This is a genomic window from Bradyrhizobium campsiandrae (genome assembly GCF_014529705.1).
In the GTDB taxonomy this organism is placed as follows: domain Bacteria; phylum Pseudomonadota; class Alphaproteobacteria; order Rhizobiales; family Xanthobacteraceae; genus Bradyrhizobium; species Bradyrhizobium campsiandrae.
The window spans coordinates 75,508-98,912 of the sequence record NZ_JAANIH010000009.1 but is presented as its reverse complement, the minus strand read 5'-3'; the positions used below and the strand labels follow the sequence as shown (position 1 = coordinate 98,912).

The 23,405-nt window shown below is 65.2% G+C and carries 22 protein-coding genes; 16 read left to right on the top strand and 6 right to left on the bottom strand.

Annotation, left to right across the window (positions count from 1 at the left end; translation table 11 throughout):
• Positions 1 to 66: 66 nt before the first annotated feature.
• Positions 67 to 1,080 (bottom strand): UDP-glucose 4-epimerase GalE, encoded by a 1,014-nt coding sequence (gene galE / locus G8O24_RS08925; protein ID WP_188098443.1) that lies wholly within the window; start codon positions 1,078 to 1,080, stop codon positions 67 to 69.
• Positions 1,081 to 1,205: 125 nt separating this feature from the next.
• On the opposite strand from galE, the gene G8O24_RS08920 reads away from it, so the two are divergent.
• The gene (locus G8O24_RS08920) at positions 1,206 to 2,243 is read left to right on the top strand and encodes a glycosyltransferase family 4 protein (RefSeq protein WP_188098442.1); all 1,038 of its coding nucleotides are present in this window, start codon (positions 1,206 to 1,208) and stop codon (positions 2,241 to 2,243) included.
• A 219-nt stretch (positions 2,244 to 2,462) separates the two neighbouring features.
• Here G8O24_RS08920 and G8O24_RS08915 read toward each other — a convergent pair whose 3' ends face one another.
• From G8O24_RS08915 to waaF, 3 genes are all read right to left on the bottom strand, one after another.
• A complete protein-coding gene (locus G8O24_RS08915) occupies positions 2,463 to 2,771 on the bottom strand; it encodes a hypothetical protein (RefSeq protein WP_188098440.1) in 309 nt (102 codons plus the stop codon).
• Positions 2,772 to 2,773: 2 nt separating this feature from the next.
• The gene (locus G8O24_RS08910) at positions 2,774 to 2,956 is read right to left on the bottom strand and encodes a hypothetical protein (RefSeq protein WP_188098438.1); all 183 of its coding nucleotides are present in this window, start codon (positions 2,954 to 2,956) and stop codon (positions 2,774 to 2,776) included.
• Between the two features lie 98 nt (positions 2,957 to 3,054).
• Entirely contained in the window at positions 3,055 to 4,155 is a 1,101-nt protein-coding gene (gene waaF, locus G8O24_RS08905) for a lipopolysaccharide heptosyltransferase II (RefSeq protein ID WP_188098435.1), read from the bottom strand.
• A 184-nt stretch (positions 4,156 to 4,339) separates the two neighbouring features.
• On the opposite strand from waaF, the gene rfaD reads away from it, so the two are divergent.
• The 6 genes from rfaD (at position 4,340) to G8O24_RS08875 (ending at position 12,418) form a co-directional block, all read left to right on the top strand.
• Positions 4,340 to 5,320: an ADP-glyceromanno-heptose 6-epimerase gene (rfaD, locus tag G8O24_RS08900; protein ID WP_188098433.1), complete on the top strand. Its 981-nt coding sequence runs from the start codon at positions 4,340 to 4,342 to the stop codon at positions 5,318 to 5,320.
• Between the two features lie 12 nt (positions 5,321 to 5,332).
• Positions 5,333 to 6,817: a D-glycero-beta-D-manno-heptose-7-phosphate kinase gene (rfaE1, locus tag G8O24_RS08895; protein WP_188098430.1), complete on the top strand. Its 1,485-nt coding sequence runs from the start codon at positions 5,333 to 5,335 to the stop codon at positions 6,815 to 6,817.
• A 50-nt stretch (positions 6,818 to 6,867) separates the two neighbouring features.
• Positions 6,868 to 8,118 carry an O-antigen ligase family protein gene (locus tag G8O24_RS08890; protein ID WP_188098573.1) on the top strand — a complete coding sequence of 417 codons (1,251 nt, stop codon included), beginning with the start codon at positions 6,868 to 6,870 and terminating at the stop codon, positions 8,116 to 8,118.
• Between the two features lie 159 nt (positions 8,119 to 8,277).
• Positions 8,278 to 10,203 (top strand): SDR family NAD(P)-dependent oxidoreductase, encoded by a 1,926-nt coding sequence (locus G8O24_RS08885; protein ID WP_188098428.1) that lies wholly within the window; start codon positions 8,278 to 8,280, stop codon positions 10,201 to 10,203.
• 2 nt (positions 10,204 to 10,205) lie between these two features.
• Positions 10,206 to 11,474, top strand: coding sequence for a glycosyltransferase family 4 protein (locus G8O24_RS08880; RefSeq protein WP_244645787.1), 1,269 nt, complete (start codon positions 10,206 to 10,208; stop codon positions 11,472 to 11,474).
• Complete coding sequence (locus G8O24_RS08875) at positions 11,471 to 12,418, top strand: NAD-dependent epimerase/dehydratase family protein (protein ID WP_188098424.1); 948 nt, start codon at positions 11,471 to 11,473, stop codon at positions 12,416 to 12,418. The genes G8O24_RS08880 and G8O24_RS08875 overlap by 4 nt, the downstream gene beginning before the upstream one ends.
• On the opposite strand, the gene G8O24_RS08870 is transcribed toward G8O24_RS08875, so the two are convergent.
• Together G8O24_RS08870 and G8O24_RS08865 are read right to left on the bottom strand one after the other, a co-directional pair.
• Positions 12,406 to 13,398 carry an MraY family glycosyltransferase gene (locus G8O24_RS08870; RefSeq protein ID WP_188098571.1) on the bottom strand — a complete coding sequence of 331 codons (993 nt, stop codon included), beginning with the start codon at positions 13,396 to 13,398 and terminating at the stop codon, positions 12,406 to 12,408. The two genes, G8O24_RS08875 and G8O24_RS08870, sit on opposite strands and share 13 nt — an antisense overlap.
• A gap of 11 nt (positions 13,399 to 13,409) precedes the next feature.
• Positions 13,410 to 14,369: a lysylphosphatidylglycerol synthase transmembrane domain-containing protein gene (locus G8O24_RS08865; RefSeq protein ID WP_188098422.1), complete on the bottom strand. Its 960-nt coding sequence runs from the start codon at positions 14,367 to 14,369 to the stop codon at positions 13,410 to 13,412.
• 214 nt (positions 14,370 to 14,583) lie between these two features.
• Here G8O24_RS08865 and G8O24_RS08860 point away from each other — a divergent pair, with 214 nt between their 5' ends.
• The 9 genes from G8O24_RS08860 (at position 14,584) to G8O24_RS08820 (ending at position 23,309) form a co-directional block, all read left to right on the top strand.
• Entirely contained in the window at positions 14,584 to 15,573 is a 990-nt protein-coding gene (locus G8O24_RS08860) for an SDR family NAD(P)-dependent oxidoreductase (protein ID WP_188098421.1), read from the top strand.
• 7 nt (positions 15,574 to 15,580) lie between these two features.
• Positions 15,581 to 16,993, top strand: coding sequence for a mannose-1-phosphate guanylyltransferase/mannose-6-phosphate isomerase (locus tag G8O24_RS08855; RefSeq protein ID WP_188098420.1), 1,413 nt, complete (start codon positions 15,581 to 15,583; stop codon positions 16,991 to 16,993).
• A gap of 181 nt (positions 16,994 to 17,174) precedes the next feature.
• Complete coding sequence (locus tag G8O24_RS08850; protein WP_188098419.1) at positions 17,175 to 18,179, top strand: Gfo/Idh/MocA family protein; 1,005 nt, start codon at positions 17,175 to 17,177, stop codon at positions 18,177 to 18,179.
• Positions 18,180 to 18,189: 10 nt separating this feature from the next.
• Positions 18,190 to 19,389 carry a DegT/DnrJ/EryC1/StrS family aminotransferase gene (locus G8O24_RS08845; protein ID WP_283815539.1) on the top strand — a complete coding sequence of 400 codons (1,200 nt, stop codon included), beginning with the start codon at positions 18,190 to 18,192 and terminating at the stop codon, positions 19,387 to 19,389.
• Positions 19,390 to 19,490: 101 nt separating this feature from the next.
• A complete protein-coding gene (locus G8O24_RS08840; RefSeq protein ID WP_188098418.1) occupies positions 19,491 to 19,748 on the top strand; it encodes a type II toxin-antitoxin system Phd/YefM family antitoxin in 258 nt (85 codons plus the stop codon).
• On the top strand, positions 19,748 to 20,161 hold the full coding sequence (locus G8O24_RS08835) for a type II toxin-antitoxin system VapC family toxin (protein WP_188098417.1): 414 nt from the start codon (positions 19,748 to 19,750) through the stop codon (positions 20,159 to 20,161). The genes G8O24_RS08840 and G8O24_RS08835 overlap by 1 nt, the downstream gene beginning before the upstream one ends.
• Positions 20,162 to 20,167: 6 nt before the next feature.
• Complete coding sequence (murJ, locus tag G8O24_RS08830; protein ID WP_188098416.1) at positions 20,168 to 21,694, top strand: murein biosynthesis integral membrane protein MurJ; 1,527 nt, start codon at positions 20,168 to 20,170, stop codon at positions 21,692 to 21,694.
• Between the two features lie 147 nt (positions 21,695 to 21,841).
• A complete protein-coding gene (locus tag G8O24_RS08825; protein WP_188098414.1) occupies positions 21,842 to 22,582 on the top strand; it encodes an SMI1/KNR4 family protein in 741 nt (246 codons plus the stop codon).
• Positions 22,583 to 22,913: 331 nt separating this feature from the next.
• Positions 22,914 to 23,309 carry a DUF1127 domain-containing protein gene (locus G8O24_RS08820; protein ID WP_188098412.1) on the top strand — a complete coding sequence of 132 codons (396 nt, stop codon included), beginning with the start codon at positions 22,914 to 22,916 and terminating at the stop codon, positions 23,307 to 23,309.
• The last annotated feature ends 96 nt before the right edge of the window (positions 23,310 to 23,405 follow it).

Genomic DNA, 23,405 nt, shown 5'->3' with positions numbered 1-23,405 from the left:
ATGGCCTCTGTGCCCGCTAAAGCTCCGCTTTTCAAGCCCAATTAAGGGCTTGCGCCGGAAGCGATTCTAGGCCGAGACGGCATGGCGGAGCTCGCCGTGGCGCTCGCGGAACAGCTTGTCCTCCCAGGCGAGCGCATGGGCCGCGATGGTTTCGAGGTCGTCATATTGGGGCCTCCAGTCGAGCAGGCCGCGGATCCGGCTGGTGTCGGCCACCATGGTCATGATGTCGCCGGGCCGACGCGGGGCGTATTGCACGGCGAAGCTGCGGCCCGAAACCCGGCGGACGGCGTCGATGGCTTCCAGCACCGAATAGCCGCGGCCATAGCCGCAATTGAGCGTGGTCGAGGCGCCGCCGTTGCGCAAATAGGCCAGCGCCGAGCGGTGCGCCTGGGACAGGTCCGTGACGTGGATGAAGTCGCGGATGCAGCTGCCGTCCGGGGTCGGGTAGTCGGTGCCGAACACGTCGATCTTGGCGCGCTGGCCGGTCGCAGCTTCGACCGCGATCTTGAGCAGATGCGTGGCGCCGACGGTGGCAAGGCCGATGCGCGCCTGCGGATCGGCGCCGGCGACGTTGAAATAGCGTAGGGTCACATATTGCATGCCATAGGCCGCGGCAACGTCGTGCAGCATGATTTCGGTCATCAGCTTCGACGAGCCGTAGGGCGACAGCGGCCGCGTCGGCGCATGCTCGGGCACCGGCACCTGGTCCGGATTGCCGTAGACGGCGGCGGTCGAGGAGAAGATGAATCGGTTGATGCCGCGCCTGACGGCGACGTTGAGCAAATTGCGCGCGGTGCCGCAATTGTTGCGGTAGTAGCCGAGCGGATCGCGCATCGAATCCGGCACCACCACCGAGCCCGCGAAATGGATGATGCTCTCGATGTCGTGCTGGGCCATGACGCCCTCGACCAGGTTTTCGTCGCCGGCATCGCCGATGAACAGCGGCACGCCTTCCGGCAGGTAGGCCGAGAAACCGGTTGAGAGATCGTCGATCACGACGACGTCCTCGCCGGCTTCCGCCAGCGCCAGGACCGTGTGACTTCCGATATAGCCGGCGCCGCCGGTGACTAGCACAGTCATGATCTCACCCGTCTTCGATCAACGCAGGATGCTAGCGTTTGCGTGGTGAAGAGGGGGTATCGGCGCTCCTGAACTGGTCACTATGCTTAATGTTGCGTATAGGGACTTCGGCAATGGAGCATGGCGTGGCGAATTTCCCTGACGATCTGCAGGTGATCGTGCCAAATCTGCACAGGCGCTATTCCGGGGTCACCGCGACCAACCGGATGGTGGCGCCGCGGCTGGCAAAACTCTATCGCGCAGGCTGGTTCGGCTCGGACGCGCCGGAGGGGATCGCGCGGCTCAGCGTCGCCGATGTCCTGAAGCTCTGGCGCCGCAGGACACCGCTGATCTGGCATGCGCGGCGCAACAACGAGATGATCGCAGGCGTCGTGCTCCGCGCGCTAGGCTGGCCGCTCAAGCTGGTGTTCACCTCGGCGGCGCAGCGCCACCACAGCTGGATCACGCGCTGGCTGATCCGGCAGACGGACGCGATCATCGCGACGTCAGACGTCTCGGCCTCGTTCCTGAAAGCGAAGGCGACGGTGATCCCGCACGGCGTCGACACCGACGTCTATGCACCGCCGATCGATCGCGCCGCGGCCTTTGCGGAAAGCGGCCTGCCGGGGCGCTACGCGATCGGCTGCTTCGGTCGCGTGCGTGCGCAGAAGGGCACCGACGTGTTCGTCGATGCGATGTGCCTGATGCTGCCGCGCTATCCTGATTTCACCGCCGTGATCGTCGGCCAGGTCACGGCCGAGCAAATGCCCTTTGCCAACGAGCTGAAGAAACGCATCGAAGCGGCGGGCCTGCAATCGCGCATCGTCATCACCGGCGAGCTCGCAATCGAACAAGTGCAGCGCTGGTATCAGCGGCTGACGATCTACGCCTTCACCTCGCGCAACGAGGGCTTTGGCCTGACGCTGATCGAGGCGATGGCATCGGGCAACGCGCTGGTCGCCGCGCGCGCCGGCGCTGCCGAGCTCGTGGTCGAGGATGGCGTGAGTGGCGTGCTGGTCCCGACCGGCGATGCGAAGGCGCTGGCGGCAGCGCTGGAGCCCTTGATGCGGGATGTCGCCAAGGCGACGGCGATGGGCGAGCGCGGCCGCGAGCGCGTGCTGGCGAAGTTCAGCCTCGATGCCGAAGCAGCCCGGATCGGCGAAGTCTACCGACCGCTGCTCTGAGGGGCGACAGACCAAAACGCGAAAACAACCCCATGCACAGTAGCCGGCCGCGTGAAATCAACGGCCTGCTCTCGTGCCGCCGAGGTCAATGCTGATTTTACGAAATCGCGTTGACGCGTCGAGCAAAACAGTGATAGATTGGCATCATCCCGAACTTCGATCAGATCAGGCAGATCTCAGGCAAGCCGCACTCGGCGGCGAACGACGCTGGCCGCACGATCAAGCCTGCGTCTCGCGGCTCGACTTCGTCCGCGCCTTCTGGCGCAGGAAGCTGACCTCGAGCTCGTCGCCATTGACGCGATCGAGCTGGCAGCGGCGATAGGCAAGTCCGGTCGAGGAGAGCAGAAGAAAGAACTCGGTCAGCGCCAGACCTTCAATCGACGTCTCGACGCGAAGCGTGGCGTCGCTCTCCGATACGTCCTTGACGAGGCAGGCGCGGCGCCAGGTGCCGTCGATCGCCATCATCTGCGCCTGTAACGGCCGCTCGAACGAGACGCGCTGGCTCTCGCGCTCTTTCTCCTTGGGCATGCCTAGCGCTTCATCTGCGGCTGCGAATGCCGGCCCGCGCCTCTTGCCGTGGCGTGCGGCACCGGGTGAAGCCTGCGCTCGTAGGTGTCGGCGAGAGCAAGCAAGCGCTTTTGGGTGAACGGGTCCGCCTTTGCCGCAAGCATGCGGATGTCTCGAGCGCGTTCCCTGATGAAGTCTTCGTCCATTGGCTTTTCCCCGGCGGCGAGAGCATGCCAAGTCTTCCCGAGGGTGTATCCAACATAAGTTAGGTTCGGTGCGACGTTCTTCGCAAGCCGCTGACCGCTCAACTCTTCGCCCGCATTCCAGCCTCAGCCAGCACCCGCTGCGCAATCCCCACCACCTCTTCGGCCGCGATGTCGCGCATGCAGCGGTGGTCGTTCATCTTGCAGACCGTGCTCTGGCAGGGCTGGCACGACAGCACGCTCTTGTTTTGGACGACGGTCGCGGCAAGGCCGTTGAGGGGAGCCCAGAGATAGGGGCTGGTGGGGCCGAAGATGCCCATGGTGGGCGTGCCCAATGCGGCCGCGATATGCATCAGGCCCGAGTCGTTGGAGATCGCGACGCCGGCCGCGGCCATCGCCAGCACGCCGTTGCGCAGATCGTTGCCGGTGAGGTCGCGCACCCCAGGGCCGCTCGCGGTCCCCGGGCCGCCCGCGGTCCCGGCGGCGGCGACGATCTCCTGGGCGAGGCCTTTTTCGGCGGGGCCGCCGACCACCCAGACTTCCAGGCCGCGTTCGACCAGCAGGCGGGCGGCCTCCGGATAGGAGGTCCAGCGTTTGGAGACCCCGACCGAGCCGGGGGCGAGCGCCACGGCGGCGCCGGCACTGAGGCCGTTGGTCCGGCGCCAGCGGGCGACTTCCTCGGCCGGGACGCGCAGCTGGGGCACCGGCCATTCGGGGGGCAGGGGGGCGCCATCGGGCTGGGCCAGCGCAGCGTTCTTGTCGATGAAGCGGGGCAGCTTCTTCTCGCCCCAGCGCCAGCGGTTGAGCAGGCCGAACCGGAACTCGCCGACGAAGCCGACCCGTTCGGGGATACCGGCCAGCGCCGGCGCAATGGCCGCCTTCCAGGTCCGGGGCAGCACCAGGGCGGTGCCGTAGTTGCGCTCGCGCAGGAGCCTTGCGAGGCCAAGCTGGCGGCCAACCGCGAGCCGGCTGCGCGGCAGGTCCCAGACGATCCCGGCGCGCACTCCGGGCATGTAATCGACCAGCGGGGCACACAGCGAGGTGGTGAGCAGGTCCACCGGACGGTTGGGCCAGCGCTCCTTCAGAACCCGAACCACGGTGTGATTTCGGACGAAATCACCGATCCACATGTAGGGAATGATCAGGATCGGGCGTGTGTCGCTCTGGTCCGCCTCACGACTATGTTGCGAATCACGGTTCATTCGTTAAATCGAGCCTGGGCGACCTCTGGGGGCGATCTGATGTGGCGGTTCGGTTAGCCGCTCCGGACCGGCAGGTAAAGCGGCAGAAGCGCAGGTCCGAAGCGTCAGCCCAAAACGCTTACACTTTCGCAGATGATGCGCTACGGCAGGGTGTCGGACCGCAAAACTCGGGCAGGGTATTGGAATGTTGCTGGTGACCGGCGGGGCCGGTTTTATCGGATCGAATGTGGTTGCCGCGCTGAACGAGGCCGGCCGCAGCGACGTCGTGGTCTGCGACCTGCTCGGCAGCGACGGCAAATGGCGCAATCTCGCCAAGCGACAGCTTGTGGATATCGTGCCGCCGGCGGAACTCCCCGCCTGGCTGACGGGCCGCAAGCTCGATGCCGTGGTCCATCTCGGAGCGATCTCCGAGACCACCGCGACCGACGGCGATCTCGTGATCGAGACCAATTTTCGCTTTTCGATGCGCCTGCTCGACTGGTGCACGGCAGCTGGCGTGCCGCTGATCTACGCCTCGTCGGCGGCGACCTATGGCGACGGTGGGGAAGGTTTTGACGACGACGCCTCGCTGCCGGCGCTGAAGAAGCTGCGGCCGATGAATCTCTACGGCTGGAGCAAGCATCTGTTCGATCTCGCGGTCGCCGGGCGCGTGGCGAACGGCGCTTCCCTGCCGCCGCAATGGGCGGGGCTGAAATTCTTCAACGTGTTCGGCCCGAACGAATACCACAAGGGCTCGATGATGAGCGTGCTGGCGCGCCGCTTCGACGACGTCAAGGCGGGCCGCGTCGTGCAGCTGTTCAAGTCGCATCGCGAGGGCATTGCCGACGGCGATCAGCGCCGCGATTTCATCTATGTCGACGACGTCGTGCGCGTGATCATGTGGCTGCTGGCGACGCCCTCCGTCTCCGGCCTCTTCAACGTCGGCACCGGCAAGGCCCGCAGCTTCAGGGACTTGATGCTGGCTGCCTACGCCGCGCTCGGCACCAGGCCCAACATCGACTATGTCGACATGCCCGAGAGCATCAGGGGCAGCTATCAGTACTTCACCCAGAGCAAGGTCGATCGCCTCCATCGCGCCGGCTATAACGGTGGTTTCACGACGCTCGAGGACGCGGTGAAGGCCTATGTCGCCGATTATCTCGACCGGCCCGACCGCTTCCGCTGAGGCTTATTGACCATGCCGCCGCCCATTCTCGATTTCGATGCCCTGGCGCAAGCCATCTCCGGCCGCACCGTGCTCTGCATCGGCGACATCATGCTGGACGAGTTCGTCTATGGCGAGGTGTCGCGGATTTCGCCTGAGGCGCCGACGCCCGTCATCGCGGCCCAGCGCAGCGAGATCCACATCGGCGGCGCCGGCAACGTCGCGCGCAACATCGCGTCCCTCGGCGCGCGCTGTGTCTTCGTCGGTCTCGTCGGTGAGGACGACGCCGGTGCGCGGCTCAAATCCGCTCTGGCGGACCATGCCGGCATCGAGAGCGTGCTGGTATGCGATTCCGGACGCCCCACCACGCGAAAGGTTCGCTTCGTCTCCGAGCATTTCTCGACGCACATGCTGCGCGCGGATTGGGAGCATGCGGTCGCGGCGTCCGACGAGGTCGAGACCAAGCTGATCGAAGCGATCCTGCCGCAGATCGTGCGCGCCGACATCGTGCTCTTGTCCGACTACGCCAAGGGCGTGCTGACCGCGCGCGTGATCCGCCATACGATCGATGCTGCGAGAAAGCTCGGCAAGCCTGTCATCGTCGATCCCAAGAGCCTGAACTGGGCGATCTATCGCGGCGCCACGCTGCTCACGCCCAATCGCAAGGAATTCTCGGAAGCGACGCGAAGCCGCGCGGACACGCCGCAGAGCATCGTCGATGCCAGTGAGGACGTGATGCGGCTCGCCGATTGCGAGGCCATCCTGGTGACCCAGGGCGAGCACGGCATGACGCTGGTGCCGCGCCGTGGCGAAGCCGTTCATGTGCCCGCTTTCCCCGTGAAGGTGCGCGACGTTTCGGGGGCCGGCGACACCGTCGCCGCGGCGCTGGCGGTGTCGCGCGCGGCCGGCGCGGATTGGGACACAGCGCTGCGGATGGCAAGTGCTGCCGCCGCCGTCGCCGTCGGCAAGCAGGGCACCGCCACGGTGAGCGCCGACGAATTGCGGCGAAAGATCCTGCCGCATGCCACGCTCGCGGCCGAAGAGAAGGTCGTGACCGCGCCTGACGCGCTCGATACCCGGCTCGCCGCATGGAAGCAGGCGGGGCTGCGCGTCGGCTTCACCAACGGTTGCTTCGACATCCTGCATCCGGGCCACGTCAAGGTCCTGACCGCAGCGCGCGCCGCCTGCGACCGCCTGATCGTCGGTCTCAACAGCGACGCATCGGTGCGTCGCCTGAAAGGCGCGGATCGCCCGGTCCAGGACGAGCAGGCCCGCGCCGAAGTGCTGGCCGCGCTCGAAGCCGTCGATCTCGTCGTCATCTTCGAGGAGGACACGCCGATCAATCTGATCACGCGCATCACGCCGAGCGTGCTGGTGAAGGGCGGCGATTACACCCGCGAGCAGGTTGTCGGCCACGAGGTCGTCGAGGCTGCCGGCGGGGTGGTCGTGCTGATCGACATTCTCAAGGGGTTCAGCACGACCGCGCTGGTCCATCGTGCGCGCGGAGGGACCAAGTGACAGCTCAAACGACCAACCGGGCGGCGCCTTCCGGGGAGACGATCACCCAGATGCTGTCGCGGCGCTTGCGCAGCCCGGCAGCCTGGTCCGAGACGGCCGACCTGTTCGCGATCCTGACCGTGGTCGCGCTGCCCTGGTCGACCTCGCTGACGGCGATCTTCAACGTCGCGTTCCTCATCTGCATGGTGCCGTTCCTCGACCTCGGGGCATTCCTGCAATCGCTGAAGCGACCGATCTGCGCCGCGCCGATCGCGCTGGTGCTGCTCGCGCTGGTGGGCACGCTGTGGTCGGACGCGGACTGGGGTACGCGTCTCTATGCGCTCAGTCCGACCGCCAAGCTGCTCGTGCTGCCGGCGCTGCTCTATCATTTCGATCGCTCGCCGCGCGGACACTGGATCTTCGTCGCCTTCCTGGTGTCCTGCGCGCTGCTGTCGGTGATGTCCTGGCTGGTTGCCTTCTATCCCGACCTGACGCTCAAGCCCGACCACTCCGAACGCGGCATCTTCGTCAAGAACTACATCAACCAGAGCCAGGAATTCGCGCTGTGCGCGGTCGGGCTGGCTTATCCGATCGTGATGCTGCTGCACCAGAAGCGCTATTGGTTCGCGGGCTTACTGATCGCGCTGGCGCTGAGCTTCTTCGTCAACATGGCTTTCGTGGTGGTATCGCGCACCGCGCTCGTCACCGTTCCGATCATGTTCGGCGTGTTCGCGCTGCTGCACCTGCGCTGGCGCAGCATCGTGATGATCGCAGCCGCTCTGATCGCCGGGGCCGCGATCGCCTGGCAGGCCTCGCCGCACCTGCGCAAGACCGCCGACAGCTTTGCCAGCGATTACACGCGCTATGTGGAAAAGGGCGAGGCGACCTCCGCAGGCTTGCGGCTCGAATTCTGGAGGAAATCGCTGAGGTTCTTCGCGGACGCGCCGATCATGGGTCACGGTACCGGCTCGACGCGCGGATTGTTCGAGCAGGCGAAGACGGGAAGCGGCTACCAAGCCTCGGCCGAAGTGATCGGCAATCCGCATAACCAGACGCTGAACGTCGCCGTGCAATGGGGCATCATCGGCATCGCCATTCTCTACGCGATCTGGATCCTGCATCTGCGCCTGTTCCGCGGCGATGGGCTGGCCAACTGGGTCGGCCTTCTGGTCGTGGTCCAGAACGTCTTCACCTCGCTGTTCAACTCCCACTTGTTCGACTATCACGAGGGCTGGATGTATGTGATCGGCGTTGGCGTCGCCGGCGGCATGGTGATCCGGGCACAACGGGCCGAGGCGAAGCCGGGAGAAGCCGGTTCCTGAACGGTCCCTTTGCGGGCGTTCTTCGACCGGCAAGTCTTGTTCTAGCAAGTCTTGTTCTAGCAGGTCTTGTTGCTGGCAAGTCTTGTTGCTAGCAAGTCTTGCCCAGATGGGTTATCAGCGCGGTCAGGTTGTACCTATTGGATATTCATCGGTCGGCGGATGGCGCGTCTTTCGCATCTCACCTTGCGCAATTTTCTGATCGCGCTCCATGACCTGCTGGCGACCGCGGCGGCGCTGTTCGTGGCCTTCTACCTGCGTTTCGAGGGCGGCGAGTCATTCTACGACCGCCTGCCGCTGCTGTTCCAGATCCTGCCGTACTTTCTCGCCTTCAGCGTGGTGGTCTTTTTCGTCTTCAACCTGACCACGACGAAATGGCGCTTCATCTCGCTGCCTGACGCGATGAACATCGTCCGGGTCGCGACCGTGCTGACGGTCGCGCTGCTGGCGCTCGACTACATCTTCGTCGCCCCCAATGTCCGCGGCACCTTCTTCCTCGGCAAGGTGACGATCGTCCTGTACTGGTTCCTCGAGATCTTCGCTCTCAGCGCCTCGCGCATGGCCTATCGCTATTTCCGCTATACGCGGGTACGCCGTCATGCCCGCAGCGAGGATGCCGCCCCGACGCTGCTGATCGGCCGCGCCGCCGATGCCGAGGTTCTGCTCCGCGGCATCGAGAGCGGGGCGATCAAGCGGATCTGGCCGGTCGGCGTGTTGTCGCCGTCGAGCTCGGATCTCGGCCAGCTGATCCGAAATTTGCCGGTGCTCGGCGGTATCGACGACATCGAGGACGTCGTCGCCGACTTCGCCAAGCGCAACAAGGCGATTACGCGCGTGGTGATGACGCCGTCGGCGTTCGAGCCTGAGGCGCATCCGGAATCGATCCTGATGCGGGCACGCAAGCTCGGCGTCATCGTCAACCGCATGCCTTCGCTGGAGAGCGGCGACACGCCGCGGCTGACCGCGGTCGCGGTCGAGGATCTCCTGCTGCGGCCGAGCGAAAAGATCGACTACGCGCGCCTGGAGGCCCTCATCAAAGGCAAGGCGGTGATCGTCACCGGCGGCGGCGGTTCGATCGGCTCGGAGATTTGCGAGCGCGTCGTCGCATTCGGCGCCGCGCGCCTGCTGATCCTGGAGAATTCCGAGCCGGCACTCTATGCGGTCACCGAAGCGCTCGCCGCGGACGGCGCGGACGCTGCGATCGAGGGGCGGATCGGAGATATCCGCGACCGCGAGCGCGTCATGCGGCTGATGGCCGAGTTCAAACCTGACATCGTGTTCCATGCGGCGGCGCTGAAGCACGTGCCGATCCTCGAGCGCGACTGGAGCGAGGGCGTCAAGACCAACATCTTCGGCTCGATCAACGTCGCCGATGCGGCGCTGGCCGCCGGTGCCGAAGCCATGGTGATGATCTCCACCGACAAGGCGATCGAGCCGGTGTCGATGCTGGGCCTGACTAAGCGTTTCGCCGAGATGTACTGCCAGGCGCTGGACCATGATCTCGCGGCGGGGGCCGCCGGCGCCAAGCCGCCTGCCAAGCCGCCGATGCGACTGATCTCGGTCCGGTTCGGCAACGTGCTGGCCTCGAACGGCTCGGTGGTGCCCAAATTCAAGGCCCAGATCGAGGCCGGCGGTCCGGTGACGGTGACGCATCCGGACATGGTCCGCTACTTCATGACCATCCGCGAGGCCTGCGACCTCGTGATCACCGCGGCGACGCATGCGCTCGGCACGCAGCGTCCCGACGTCTCGGTCTATGTGCTCAACATGGGGCAGCCGGTGAAGATCGTCGATCTCGCCGAGCGCATGATCCGTCTCTCCGGCCTGCAACCCGGCCACGATATCGAGATCGTGTTCACGGGCGTGCGGCCTGGCGAGCGGCTGCACGAGATCCTGTTCGCGTCCGAGGAGCCGCCCCGCGAGATCGGCGTTGCCGGCATCATGGCCGCGCAGCCGAACGAACCGCCGATGCAGACGCTGCGCAAATGGATCGCAGCGCTCGACCAGGCAATCGCGCGCGACGATCGGGCGACGATCAAAACCATCCTGAAGGATGCCGTCCCCGAATTCGGGTCGACCGCGGCCTGACCATGCAGCCGCAAGACAAGGTCGAAGGCAAGATCGAAGGCAAGACCGAAGGCAAGACCGAAGGCAAGATCATCGTCGCGAGCCAGCATTATCCACCGGATCCGAGCACGACCGCGACGATCATGGCCGAGATCGCCTGCCGGCTCGCCTCCGAGCATGAGGTCGTGGTGCTGTCGGGCTCGTCAGGGGCGTTGCCGGCCTCGCAGCGAGGCGCGGACAAGCCGCGTGTCATTGCCGTCAAGAACCGGATGGCGGGAAAGGCGGCGCTGGTCCGGCGCGGCCTCTCAGAATTGCTGTTCGTGCTCCGCATCTTCACGGCGCTGCTGCTGCGTTTGCGGCGCGGCGACGTCGTGCTCACGGTCACGGCCCCGTTCATGCTGCCTTACGCGGTGGCTGCCGCGGCCTGGATCAAAGGCGCGCGCTCGGCGCTGATCATGCACGATCTGTTTCCGGACGTGCTGGTGATGGCAGGCCTGTTGAAGCCGCGCTCGATCGTTGCGGGCGTGATGCGCGCCGCCAACAGCCTGATGTTCCGCGCGCTCAATGCCGTGATCACCATCGGCCGCGATGCCGAAGTGCCGCTGCTCAGCTATTCCGGCATGACGCGGAACAAGATCCGCTTCATTCCGAACTGGGCGACGCTGGTGCCTGCGGCGCGTCCGGTGACGCCGGACAATCCGTTCCGCAAGCCGATTGCGGCCCGCTTCATCGTCGGCCTGTCGGGCAATCTGGGCTTCACCCATGATCCCGAGATCGTGTTCGAGGCCGCGCGCCTGCTCGGGGACGAGGCGGACATTCACTTCCTGCTCTCTGGCTGGGGCATCGGCTTCGAGCGGCTGAAGCAGTTGCAGGCCGGTGCGAACCTGCCCAACGTCTCCTTCGTCGCACGGGTCGAGGATGCCGAGCTCGAGACGTTCCTGACCGCGGCCGACCTCTGGATCATCCCGTACCGGAAGGACGTCGCCGGGGTATCGGTGCCGAGCCGTTTCTATAATCTGCTGGCGGTCGGCCGGCCGGTCGTGCTGGTCTCGGAGGCGGAGGCGGAGGCGGCGTTGACGGTGGTGGAGAACGGGCTCGGCTGGGTGGTGCCGCCGGGCCGCGCCGATCGGCTCGCCGCGGCGATCCGCAGCGCGTCCCGGTCCGCCGATGGCGACATGATGGCGCGTGCGGTGAAGGCGGCTGCAAGGTTCGACCGCGCGAGCGCAATGGACGGCTATGCCGCGCTCATTGACGAATTGCTGCAGCAACCTGACCTTTCGGAGCGAAGATGATCGAGCGCAAGCCGGTTGTGCTGGTGACGGGAGCGAGCGGCTTCGTCGGCCGCCATGTCGTTCCGATATTGGCGCGCGAGGGATGGTCCGTCCGCCGCGCGGTTCGCACGGCGGATGGCCTCGATGGCGAGGTCGTCATTCCATCGATTGGGCCTGACACGGTCTGGCACACGGCGCTTGCCGATGTCGACGCCGTCGTCCACCTTGCCGCACGCGTTCATCACAAGCGTGAAGAGCACGCGGCCGAGCTTTATCGGATGATCAATAGCACCGGCACGCTCAAACTGGCGCGCAGTGCAGCGCAGGCTGGGGTTCGCCAGTTCATCTTCGTCAGCACGGTTCTCGTCCATGGCCGCAGCAATGCAGGTCGCGCACCGTTCAGCGAGGAGGATACCCTGACGCCGCATGGCGTCTACGGGATCTCGAAGGCCGAGGCGGAGGCGGGCCTGAAGGCCCTGGCGTCCGAGACCGAGATGAAGATCTCGACGATCAGGCCGCCGCTGGTCTACGGCGCCGGGGCGAAGGGCAATTTTGCCTTGCTGACACGCGCAGTCAGCCTGGGCCTTCCGCTTCCCCTGGCCGACATCCACAATCAGCGTGCGTTTGTGGCGGTGCAGAATCTTGCCTCGTTCATTGCCTATCGACTCGCCCACCCGGATCCCGACAGCAATTTCGAGACCTTCCTGGTCGCCGACAAAGAGCAGATCTCGACTCCGGAATTCATCTCGCGTCTTGCCAAAGCATACGGCACGCGCCCCAAGCTCTTTGGCGTGCCGCCCGGTTTGCTCCGCTCCTTTCTCAGCATCATGGGCCGGCAAGAAACCAGCGACAGCCTGCTCGGTTCGCTCGAGCTCGACATCTCGAAGGCGATCGGTACCGGCTGGCGGCCTCAAGTCTCCTTGGACGAAGGCCTGCGGCTGGCGCTGGCGGCTCAGGACGCCTGAGGGCCGGAAAACCGCCGCAGCACGACGGCGACTGCGATCGCGGCGGCCAGCAGCGCAACCAGCGTGACCGGCAGCGAGCCGGCGCGCACGGTGAGGAGCGCAAGCGCCGCCAGCACGAGGTTGAGAACAAACACCTCGCCGACGACGCGCGGCACCGAAAAACCATTGTCGGTGGCGCGCTGGTAGAAATGCGAACGGTGCGCCGACCAGAACGGCTCGCGCCGCGCGATGCGGCGGAACAGCGTGATGGTGGAATCCGCGAGATAATAGGCCGGCAGCAGCAGCGCCGCGCCGGGCTGTCCGTGCCAGGCAAGCTCGAGCAGGCACCAGCCGAGCAGAAGGCCGATCGGCAGGCTGCCGACATCGCCCAGGAAGACTTTTGCGACCGGCCTGTTGAACGGCGCAAAGCCGAGCATGGCGCCGCACAGGGCGGTGGCAATCAACACCGCCGGCAAGGACAATTCGCCGAGCCATCCCAGCAGCAGCAGCGCGGCCGTGACCGGCACCACCTCCGCCACCGTCATCAGGTCGAGCCCGTCCATGAAGTTGACGAGGTTCACGAACCAGGTGCCGGCGAGCAGGATCAGCCCGCGCTCCAGTGCCAGCGGCAAAGCCGGCACGATGCGCGCATCGTCGGGCGCGGTGAACACGACCGCGCCGACGCAGGCAGCTTGCAGCACGAGCCGCAGCAGCACCGACAGCGAGAAGATGTCGTCGGCGAACCCGACCAGCGCGATCACGACCGTCGCGATGACCAGCGCCGGCGGGATCGCAACGTTCGCGAAAGCCGCCCACGCCAATGCCACGACGAGGGTTGCCGATATCACCGCGATGCCCGCGCCTTGCGGGGTCGGGATCCGGTGCGAGGAGCGTGCGTTCGGCCGCGCCAGCGCGTAGCGCTGCAGCAGGGGGCGGCCGGTCCAGGTGATCAGCGCCGAGATCAGCGCGGCGATCGCAATGGCAAGCGGCGAGGTCACCATCGTCGGCACGCTCACTCCGGCACCCCGAGCTGCGCCGAGCCCTGCGCGGCTTTCTCCGCGCTGAGGATCCAGACCAGGCCGCCGAAGGCGCCGACGATGAACGAGACCGCGCCGAACAACAGCGAGATGTTGACGCCTTCATTGGCCGCGAGCCCGGCAAAGCCGAAGGCGAGCCCCATGCTGGCCTCGCGCACGCCCCAGCCCGCGATCGAGATCGGCATCAGGGTGATCAGCATCACCGGCGGCACCAGCAGGAAGACCTGGGCGAAGCTGACGGGAGCCGCGATCGACTGCACCACGCACCAGGCGATGACGACGGCCAGCACGTGAACCAGCAGCGACAGGACTGCAATGACCGGTCCACGCGTCGGACTGAACAGGACGCGGTTGGCGATCATTGCGCAGGCGTGGATATGGTGGGTGGCCCACCAGGTCTTCAGCCACGACCATTTCAACGCGCCGAAGATCAAGAAGCCGATGCCGCCGGCGAGCGCTGCGAAGTCGACCAGCAGCAGCGCCGAACGGCCGTGCGGATCGGTGATGAGCTGGTAGCTCCAGGGCAGGCTGGCCACGATCAGGATAGCGAGCGCGACGAGGCCGATGGCGCGATCGACGAAGATCGAATAGGTCGCCGCACGCCATCCCGCGCCGGCGCGCGCCACCAGCCAGAGCCGGACCGCATCGCCACCGATCGCGGAGGGCAGGGTCTGGTTGAAGAAGGAGCCGATCACGTTGTAACGCATGGCGCGGCCGAGCTCGAGCGGCGCACCGCACGCGGCGCTGATCTCGCGCCAGCGCAGCACGCCGACGAAGATCTGCAGGAACGTCGCCGCGATCGCCATGCCGATCCAGAACAGGCTGGTCGCGGTGAAGCGCGACAACAGCTCGGTCAGGTCGACCTTGCGCAGCGCCAGATAGAGCAGCGCCGCAGAGATCAGGATTTTGGCCGTCGACAGCAGGATTCGGCGCATCTCGTCCGCAGGGTTTTGCGAAGATTGGAGGCAATCCGACGACGCGAGGCGCCGAATTCGGCCGCTTTGGTATGGTCTTGGCGCCGATCTTGCAATAGCGGTCGTCAGAAGCGGTTGTGAGAAGCCGATATGAGGCACTGAGGGCTATCGCTGGCCCCCCGAGACCAGCTAAAGAGGCGCCGCGGGCCGCCTTTCGAGATCGCTTGGGAACAGCATGACGGATCAGACGGTTTTGGTCACGGGGGCGGCCGGTTTCATCGGCTTTCACGTCGCCCGCCAGCTGCTGGCCGAGGGGCGCGCCGTGGTCGGGCTCGACAATCTCAACAGCTATTACGATCCTGCCTTGAAACGGGCGCGCCTGGCGCAGCTCGCCGACGCCTCCCGCTTTTCCTTCGTGCAGGCCGATCTTGCCGACCACGAGACGATGGCGGCGCTGTTTTCGCGGCATCGCTTTCGGCAGGTCGTCCATCTCGCCGCCCAGGCCGGCGTCCGCTATTCGATCGAGCAGCCGCAGAGTTACGCTGAATCAAATCTGCAGGGCTTCCTCAACGTGCTGGAGGGCTGCCGCAACAACGACTGTCGTCATCTCGTCTACGCCTCGTCATCGTCCGTTTATGGCGCCAACACGAAACTGCCATTTTCCGAGCGGGACCGAACCGATCATCCGGTGAGCTTCTACGCCGCGACCAAGAAGGCGAACGAGGTGATGGCGCAGTCCTACAGCCATCTCTACCGGCTGCCGGTCACGGCCCTGCGCTTCTTTACCATTTACGGCCCGTGGGGCCGGCCTGATATGGCCATGTTTCTGTTCGTAAACGCCATCATGGCGGGCCGGCCGATCCGGCTCTTTAACCATGGCAAAATGCGCCGCGACTTCACCTATATTGATGACGTCACCCGTGTAGTATCCAAGCTGATCGATCTCGTGCCTGCGGACAATCCGGCTGCCGCAAATGCGCCGTCTCGGATCTACAATGTCGGAAATCACCGCCCCGAAGAGTTGATGCATGTCGTCGAACTTCTGGAGCGGGAACTGGGGCGGACGGCGGTCAAGGAATTGCTGCCGATACAGCCTGGAGACGTGGTGGAAACGTTCGCGGATGTCGAGGATTTGATGCGCGACACCGGCTTTGCGCCGTCAACGCCGATCGCGCAGGGAGTCCGCAATTTTGTCACCTGGTATCGGGACCACTACAGGGTTTGAAATGACGATGGACAAACGCATTATCCCCTTGATCATGTGCGGCGGCGCCGGCACGCGGTTGTGGCCGCTTTCGCGCGAGGTGCGGCCGAAGCAGTTCCTGCCGCTGTTCGGCGCGCGCTCGACCTTCCAGGACACGCTGCTGCGCGTCTCGGACGCCGCGCTGTTCGACCGTCCTGTCGTCATCACCAATGCGGTCTATCGCTTCATGGTGCTGGAGCAGCTCGCCGAGATCGGCATCGAGGCCGACGTGATCCTCGAGCCGATGCGGCGCGACTCCGGCCCGGCCATCGCCGCCGGCGCGGCGTTCGCGCAAAACCGCACGAGCGAGGCCATCGTGCTCGCGCTCGCCGCCGACCACGTGGTGCGCGACAACGCCGCCTTCGTCGCCGCCTGCCGCGAGGGCCTCGCTGCCGCGAGCACGGGGCGCATCGTCACCTTCGGCGTCAAGCCGGAGCGGCCGGCGACCGAATACGGTTATATCAGCCCGGGCGAGGTGATCTCGGGCGAGGTGCACGCGGTCGCGCGCTTCGTCGAGAAGCCGGATGCGGCGAAGGCCGCCGATTACGTCAATTCCGGCTACCTCTGGAACAGCGGCAACTTCATGTTCCCCGCAAGCCTGCTGCTCGACGAATATCGCAAGGTGGATGGGGCCAGCGTCGAGGCGGTGGTCAGCGCGGTCGCCAATGCCGGCCGCGATCTCGGCTTCGTCACGCTGGAGCCGCAGGCGTTCGGCGCCGCCAAGGCGATCTCGATCGACTATGCGGTGATGGAAAAGACCTCGCGCGCGGCGGTGGTGCCGGTGTCCTGCGGCTGGTCCGACGTCGGCTCCTGGCGCGCGGTGGGGGAGCTGTCCGAGAAGGACGCGCAAGGCAATTCGGCCCACGGCACCGCCGTGTTCGAAGACACGCGCAACTGCAACGTCACGACCGATCATGCGCTGGTCGCGCTCGAAGGCGTCGACGATCTCGTCGTGGTCGCGACCGCGGATGCGGTTCTGGTCTCGCGCCAGCAGGATGCCAACGGCCTGAAGCGTCTCATCACCAAGCTGAAGGCGGTCGCGCCGAAGGTGACCGAGGAGCATCTCAAGGTGCATCGCCCTTGGGGCAGCTATCAGTCGGTCGACAATGGCGAGCGCCACCAGGTCAAGCGCATCGTCGTGAAGCCGGGCGGGCGCCTGTCGCTGCAGAAGCATCATCACCGCGCCGAGCACTGGATCGTGGTTCGCGGCGCGGCCCGCGTCACCGTCAACGAGACGGTGAAGACGGTGCACGAGAACGAGTCGATCTACATCCCGATGGGCGCGGTGCACCGGATGGAGAACCCCGGTAAAATCATGCTGGAACTGATCGAGGTCCAGACCGGTTCCTATCTGGGGGAAGACGACATCATCCGGATTGAAGACGACTATCAAAGGTCGTAACCAGCAAGCTCCGAATCGCGCGATCCGGGCGAAACAGCCCGCTTTAGGCGGCTTAAGGCCCGGAGAACGTGTAACTTTTTGAATCAAATCGTGTCCGGGCGGTTTGCCCGGCATTCGCCACATCTGTGGCACCCGTGCTAGAAGCGGCCCGGGGATTTGCGGTGAATCGGGGTTTGCTCAGATGAGTTCCAAGGGATCACAACCGGCAAAGGCCGGCCTGCGCGTCGGCGTCATCGGCGCGGGCGTGATGGGCAGCAACCATGCGCGCGTGCTCGCCGGTCTGCCCGGCGTCACCCTCGTCGGCGTGGTCGATCCGTCGCCGGCACATCGCGCGCGGGCGACCGAACTTGCCAATTGCAACAGCTTCGAGACGCTCGACCAACTCGTGGCGGAGGGCGTCGATGCCGTCACCATCGCGGCGCCGACCCATCTGCATCACGAGGTCGCGCTCGCCTGCATTGCGAAAAACATCCATCTCCTGGTCGAGAAGCCGATCGCCTCCACGGTGGAAGAGGGCCGCGAGATCGTCGCCGCCGCGCAAAGGGCCGGCGTGACGCTGATGATCGGCCATGTCGAGCGCTTCAATCCGGCGGTCGCCGCCGTCAAGCATGCGATCGCGGGCGAGGACATTCTCTCCATCGCGATCACGCGTGTCGGTCCGTTCCCGCCGCGCATGTCCAATGTCGGCGTCGTCATCGACCTTGCCGTGCACGACATCGATCTGATCCGCTGGTTCACAGAATCCGACATCGTCGAGGTGCAGCCGCAACTGTCGAGCGCGGTCGCCGAGCGCGAGGACATCGCGCTGCTGCAGTTCCGCACCGCCAGCGGCGTGCTCGCGCACATCAACACCAACTGGCTGACGCCGTTCAAGGCGCGCAGCGTCACGGTCGCGACCCGCGGCAAATACGTGATGGGCGATCTGCTGACGCGCCAGGTCACCGAATGTTTCGGCTTCAAGCCCGACGGCAGCTATTCGATGCGGCATCTGCCTGTCGGCCACGACGAGCCGCTGCGTGCGGAGCTGCTGGCGTTCCTCAAGGCCGTGCGCAACGGCGAGACTCCGGCGGTCACCGGCGACGAAGGCGTCGCCAGCCTCGAGATCGCAACGCAGTGCCTGGAGACGCCGTCGCGGCCCGCGGCGACGTCGCCCGCCCGCAAGGGCCCGCGCCGCGTCGCCGGCTAAAACCCTGTCCATGTCGATCACGCAAGAAGGCGTCAAGAGCCAGGCCAAGAACGAGATCATGAACCAGCATCTGCGGTCCGAACCCATTCCCTTCATCGACGTCGCCTCGCAGCGGCTCCGGCTCGGCGCCTCGCTCGATGCCGCCGTCAAGCGCGTGATGGACCATTGCCAGTTCGTCAACGGTCCTGAGGTTACGGAGCTCGAAAAGCAGCTCGCGGCCTATTGCGGCGCCAAGCATGTGATCGCTTGTGCCAGCGGCACCGACGCGCTTCTCATGGTGCTGATGGCGAAGAATGTCGGGCCCGGCGACGCCGTGCTGTGTCCGTCCTTCACCTTCATCGCGACGGCCTCGCCGGCGGCGCGAATGGGCGCGACGCCCGTCTACGTCGATGTCGATGAAGCGACCTTCAACATGAGCCCGGAGTCGCTCAAGCGCGGCATTGCGACTGCGCGCAAGGCCGGCTTGAAGCCGGTCGCGATCATTCCGGTCGATCTGTTCGGGCAGCCCGCCGATCACGATGCCATCGCCGAGATCGCCAAGGCCGAAGGCCTGTTCATCGTCGACGACGCCGCGCAAGGTTTCGGCGCAAGCTATAAGGGCCGCAAGCTCGGCACCTTCGGGCTCGCCACCACGACCAGCTTCTTCCCGGCAAAGCCGCTCGGCTGCTTCGGCGACGGCGGCGCGATCTTCACCGATGACGACGATCTGGCGGCGACGCTGCGCAGCATCCGCGTGCACGGGCAGGGCGCCGACAAATACGACAATATCCGTCTCGGCCTGACCGGCCGCCTCGACACGATGCAGGCTGCGATTCTGCTCGAGAAGTTGAAGATCTTTGACGACGAGATCGCCGCCCGCAACAAGGTCGCCGAGCGCTACGCGCGCGGCCTGTCCAACGTGGTCGGTATTCCGCGGCTCGCGGCCGGCAACACCTCGGTCTGGGCGCAGTACACGATCCGCCTGCCGGAGGGGACCGACCGCGACGGCTTCGCTGCCGCGCTGAAGGCCCAGGGCGTGCCGACGGCGGTCTATTACGGCAAGTCGATGCACCAGCAGTCCGCGTACAGGCAGTATCCGGTCGCCGAAGGCGGGCTGCCGGCTTGCGAAAGTCTGTCGCAGGACGTCATCAGCCTGCCGATGCACGCCTATCTGACCGAAGCCGATCAGGAGCGGGTAATCGCGGCCGTGCGGGGCGCGCTGGCGGGCTGATTTCGGGCTTCTGCGTCGGACGAGCTCCGGAATTTGCGCATTGACGCTCACCCGACCGCGCCGTATTCTGGCTAGAAATTCTAGCTAGATTGGACCAGCTCATGTCCCGTCGCGATTGGTCCATCCAGGACGCCAAAAATCGATTCAGCGAGGTCGTCGAGGCAGCGCGGCGCGCGCCGCAGACCGTCACGAAGCACGGAAAGCCGGCGGTGATGGTCGTCGACATCACGGAGTATGAACGCCTGCGGCGTCTTGAACGCGCGCAGGCGCCGTCCTTTGCCGAATTGCTGCTCGCCATGCCTCAGGACGACCGCGAATTTCCGCGGGCGAAGATCCGGATGCGCGAGCCCGGCATCTGATGTTCCTGATCGACACCGTCATCCTGTCGGAGTTGCGCCGGCGCGAACGCGATCCAGGGCTCGTCAGATGGTTCGGGCGCCAGCGCGGCGCCGATCTTTTCCTCAGCGTCGTCAGCATCGGCGAGATCGAGCGGGGCATCGCCCGGCAGCGCGCGTCCGACCCGGGTTTTGCGGCTGCGCTTGCGGCCTGGCTGGACCAGCTCGTCAACATCTATGGCGAGCGGATCGTACCCTTCGATCTGCGCGCGGCACGTCGCTGGGGCGCACTGAGCGCTGTTCTCGGCAACGACAGCGCCGATCTCATGATCGCGGCCACCGCGCTGGAAAATGGCTTCACCGTCGTCACGCGCAACGTGTCCGACTTCAAACCCACGGGCGTTGCGGTGCTCGATCCCTTCAATCGGCGAGCCTGATCCGCCATGCTCGGACGCATCTTCACGGTTGGTGGTTACACGCTGCTCTCGCGGCTGACGGGGTTTGCCCGCGACATCATGCTCGCGGCGATCCTCGGCGCCGGCCCGGTGGCCGACGCCTTTTTCGTGGCGCTGCGGCTGCCCAATCATTTTCGCGCGATCTTTGCCGAAGGCGCCTTCAATGCGGCATGGGTGCCGGCCTATGCCCATGTCCATGGCGAGAAGGGAGAGGCGGCGGCACACTTGTTCGCCGACCGCATCTTCACGCTGCTGCTGGCCTCTCAAGTTGTGCTGCTGATCGTCGCCTGGCTGTTCATGCCGCAGGCTATGAGCCTACTTGCGCCCGGCTTTTCCGACGACGCCGAGCAGCGCAAGCTCGCGATCGAACTGACCCGGATCACGTTTCCCTATCTGCTGCTGATCACGCTGGTGACGCTCTATGGCGGCATGCTGAACGTGATGCAGCGTTTTGCCAGCGCTGCGGCCGCCTCGATCTTCCTCAACGTCGCGATGATGATGACGCTGGCGGTTGCCGTCTGGTTTCCGACCGCGGGCCATGCCGCGGCCTGGGGCGTGCTGATCTCCGGCTTCATGCAATATGTCCTGCTCGCCGGCGATCTCGCCCGCCATGGCGGCCTGCCGCGCTTTGCGCCGCTCAGGCTCGATGAAGACGTCCGCAGCTTCTTCAAGGCGCTGGGTCCGGCGACGCTCGGCTCGATGGGCACGCAGGTCGCGCTGTTCGCCGACACCATCATCGCGACATTCCTGCCTGCGGGGGCCTTGTCGGCGCTGTACTACGCCGATCGCCTCAATCAGTTGCCGATCGGCGTCATCGGCATCGCCATCGGCACGGTGCTGCTGCCGGAGATGTCGAGACGGATCACCGCCAATGACCACGACGGCGCCATGAAGGCGCAGCGCCGCGCCTTCGATTTCACGCTGCTGTTCTCGATCCCCTTCGTCGCGGCCTTCCTCACCGTGCCCGACGAGATCATGCGCGCGCTGTTCGCCCGCGGCGCGTTCTCCAAGGCCGATGCGGTCGCCGCCGGCGGCACGCTCGCGGCCTATGCCATCGGCCTGATCCCCTTCGTGCTGATCCGCAGCGCGGTCGCGACCTTTTATGCGCGCAAGGATACGGCAACGCCGGTCCGGGCGTCGCTGACCGGGATCGCCGTCAACGTCGCGCTGAAGGTGGCCTTGATGGGGTCGCTGGCACAAATCGGCCTCGCGCTGGCGACCGCCGTCGGGGTCTGGACCAATCTCTTGCTCGTGCTGTTCTTTGCCGTGCGGCGCGGCTTTCTGGTGCTGGATCGGGCGTGGCTGCTGTCGCTCGCCAAATTCCTGCTGACCGGGATCATCCTCGCCGCCGCGTTCTGGCTGATTGCACGGTTCAGCAGTTCCGCGCTGGGCGCGATGCACTTCCGGGATGAGGTGACGCTGCTCCTGCTCGCCGTCGGCGGCACGATCATCTACGCGCTCGCGATCCTCGTGCTGTTCGGCCGAAGCTGGCTGGTCTCGCTGGTTCGCGGCTAGGTGTGCATCAATAGCTTCGTTATGTCCGCTCTGCCTGCGAAGGCTGTCGCGAACCAGAGCGCAGTTCGGCTATGGGCCCTGAAGCAGACCAAGCGGCCACGCCCGATGCAGGTGCACTTTGTCCTTTTGCTCGGCCATGATAGACAGGTGACCAACACGGATTGGAGACCTTTCATAACCGCACAGCAGATTGCAGAGCTTGGTCAACTCGTTAACCGCCTCCGGGCTATCGATCGAACCTTTCGCGTATTCGGAAGTCGTCAACACCGCTACTCATTTGGCCCGGTGTTGCCGCTGGCGGAAGTGAGAGCGTTCGAGTCCAATCATGGGATTGATCTACCACCGGACTATCATTGCTTTCTGACGACCGTTGGAAACGGCGGTGCGGGTCCGTACTATGGTCTGGCACCTCTGGCAGATTTCGGTCGCGACCTATCAACGGCATTCCCATTCAGTCAATCGGTTGAATCAATAGCGGAGTTGGGCCAGAGAGTTCGGGGTTACGAACTTCCAGGGATCCTGGAATTCTGTCACCAAGGCTGCGATAATTACTCTTATCTCGTCGTTGCAGGTGCGTCATACGGGACGGTCTGGGACGGGCGTCCGGAGGACGACGATTTTCGTCCGACCGGGTTATCGTTTGCCGCGTGGTATAGGCATTGGGCAGAACGCGTGTTGCGCTTATTGAACAACGAACACCTTGTGCCGCTTTTGCGCATAGGTATGACTGAAGCGGATGTGAATGCGCTAGTGGGCGGGGATTGGAAGAAACGGCAGGCTCTATCTAGGGCCGTCTGGTTGTTCGAATCCTCTGACATTCCCGCCCAACTCGAACTCGATCAGCGCGGGATCGTAACAAAAGTAACACCGTGGTCCTTCATCGTATGATGACCATGGCCAACACTTCCATTGCATAGTCAGAGCCGACATTAGCGTGCTGCAGCTCAACTTCGGCTCGCCGGAGCGAGGCGCTCGCCCCCAAGGTGTACCCAGTCTCTGCACATCTCTTGATTTTGCACGGTTGCGGTGCTATTGGTAGCGCATGTTCAAATGCTCGCGCAAAGTCAACTTCAACCACATGACCCGCTTCGGCTGGGCCGTGGAAGGAGTCGTGCGCTAGCAAGTCGACGACGACATCTTTTCCACCAGGCCCCGCCGGCATCGGACGGGGCCTTTTGTTTGGCCACGCTCCCTGCCGGCACAACAGCAGGAGCGTACGATGCCACCACAACAGACGGATATCTCACCCGGAATTGAGGTCGATGCCGCAAAGCGCGGTCTCAACCTCGCGATCGTGTCCGCCAAGGACACGATCGACCAGGCTTTGGTCGCGCGCCTCAAGGCGTCGGCCAAGGCGCTGGACAAGGCGCTGGACAAGGATGCTGCCGGCCCGGCGGCGGCACCGAGGCGCAGCGTTCTTGCGCCAATCAAGCGAGCTTGGCTTGCGATCTGGGAGCGGCACCAGAGGCCGCAGGTCAACTTGCAGGATTTGAGCGACCGGGAGCTGAGGGATATCGGTCTCACGCGTAGCGAGGTCGACTACCTCACGCCTCAGCGAGCCATCGACGCGCTCAGGGATCACACGCGGTACCTCTGGAACCGCGGCGGGATGTAGATGATCAGCACGAGACATGGACATGCGCTTTGGACATGCGCTTTGCGAGCAAGTGGTGGTCGGCACCACGGCTTGTTCGCGGGCATGCGTCAGGTC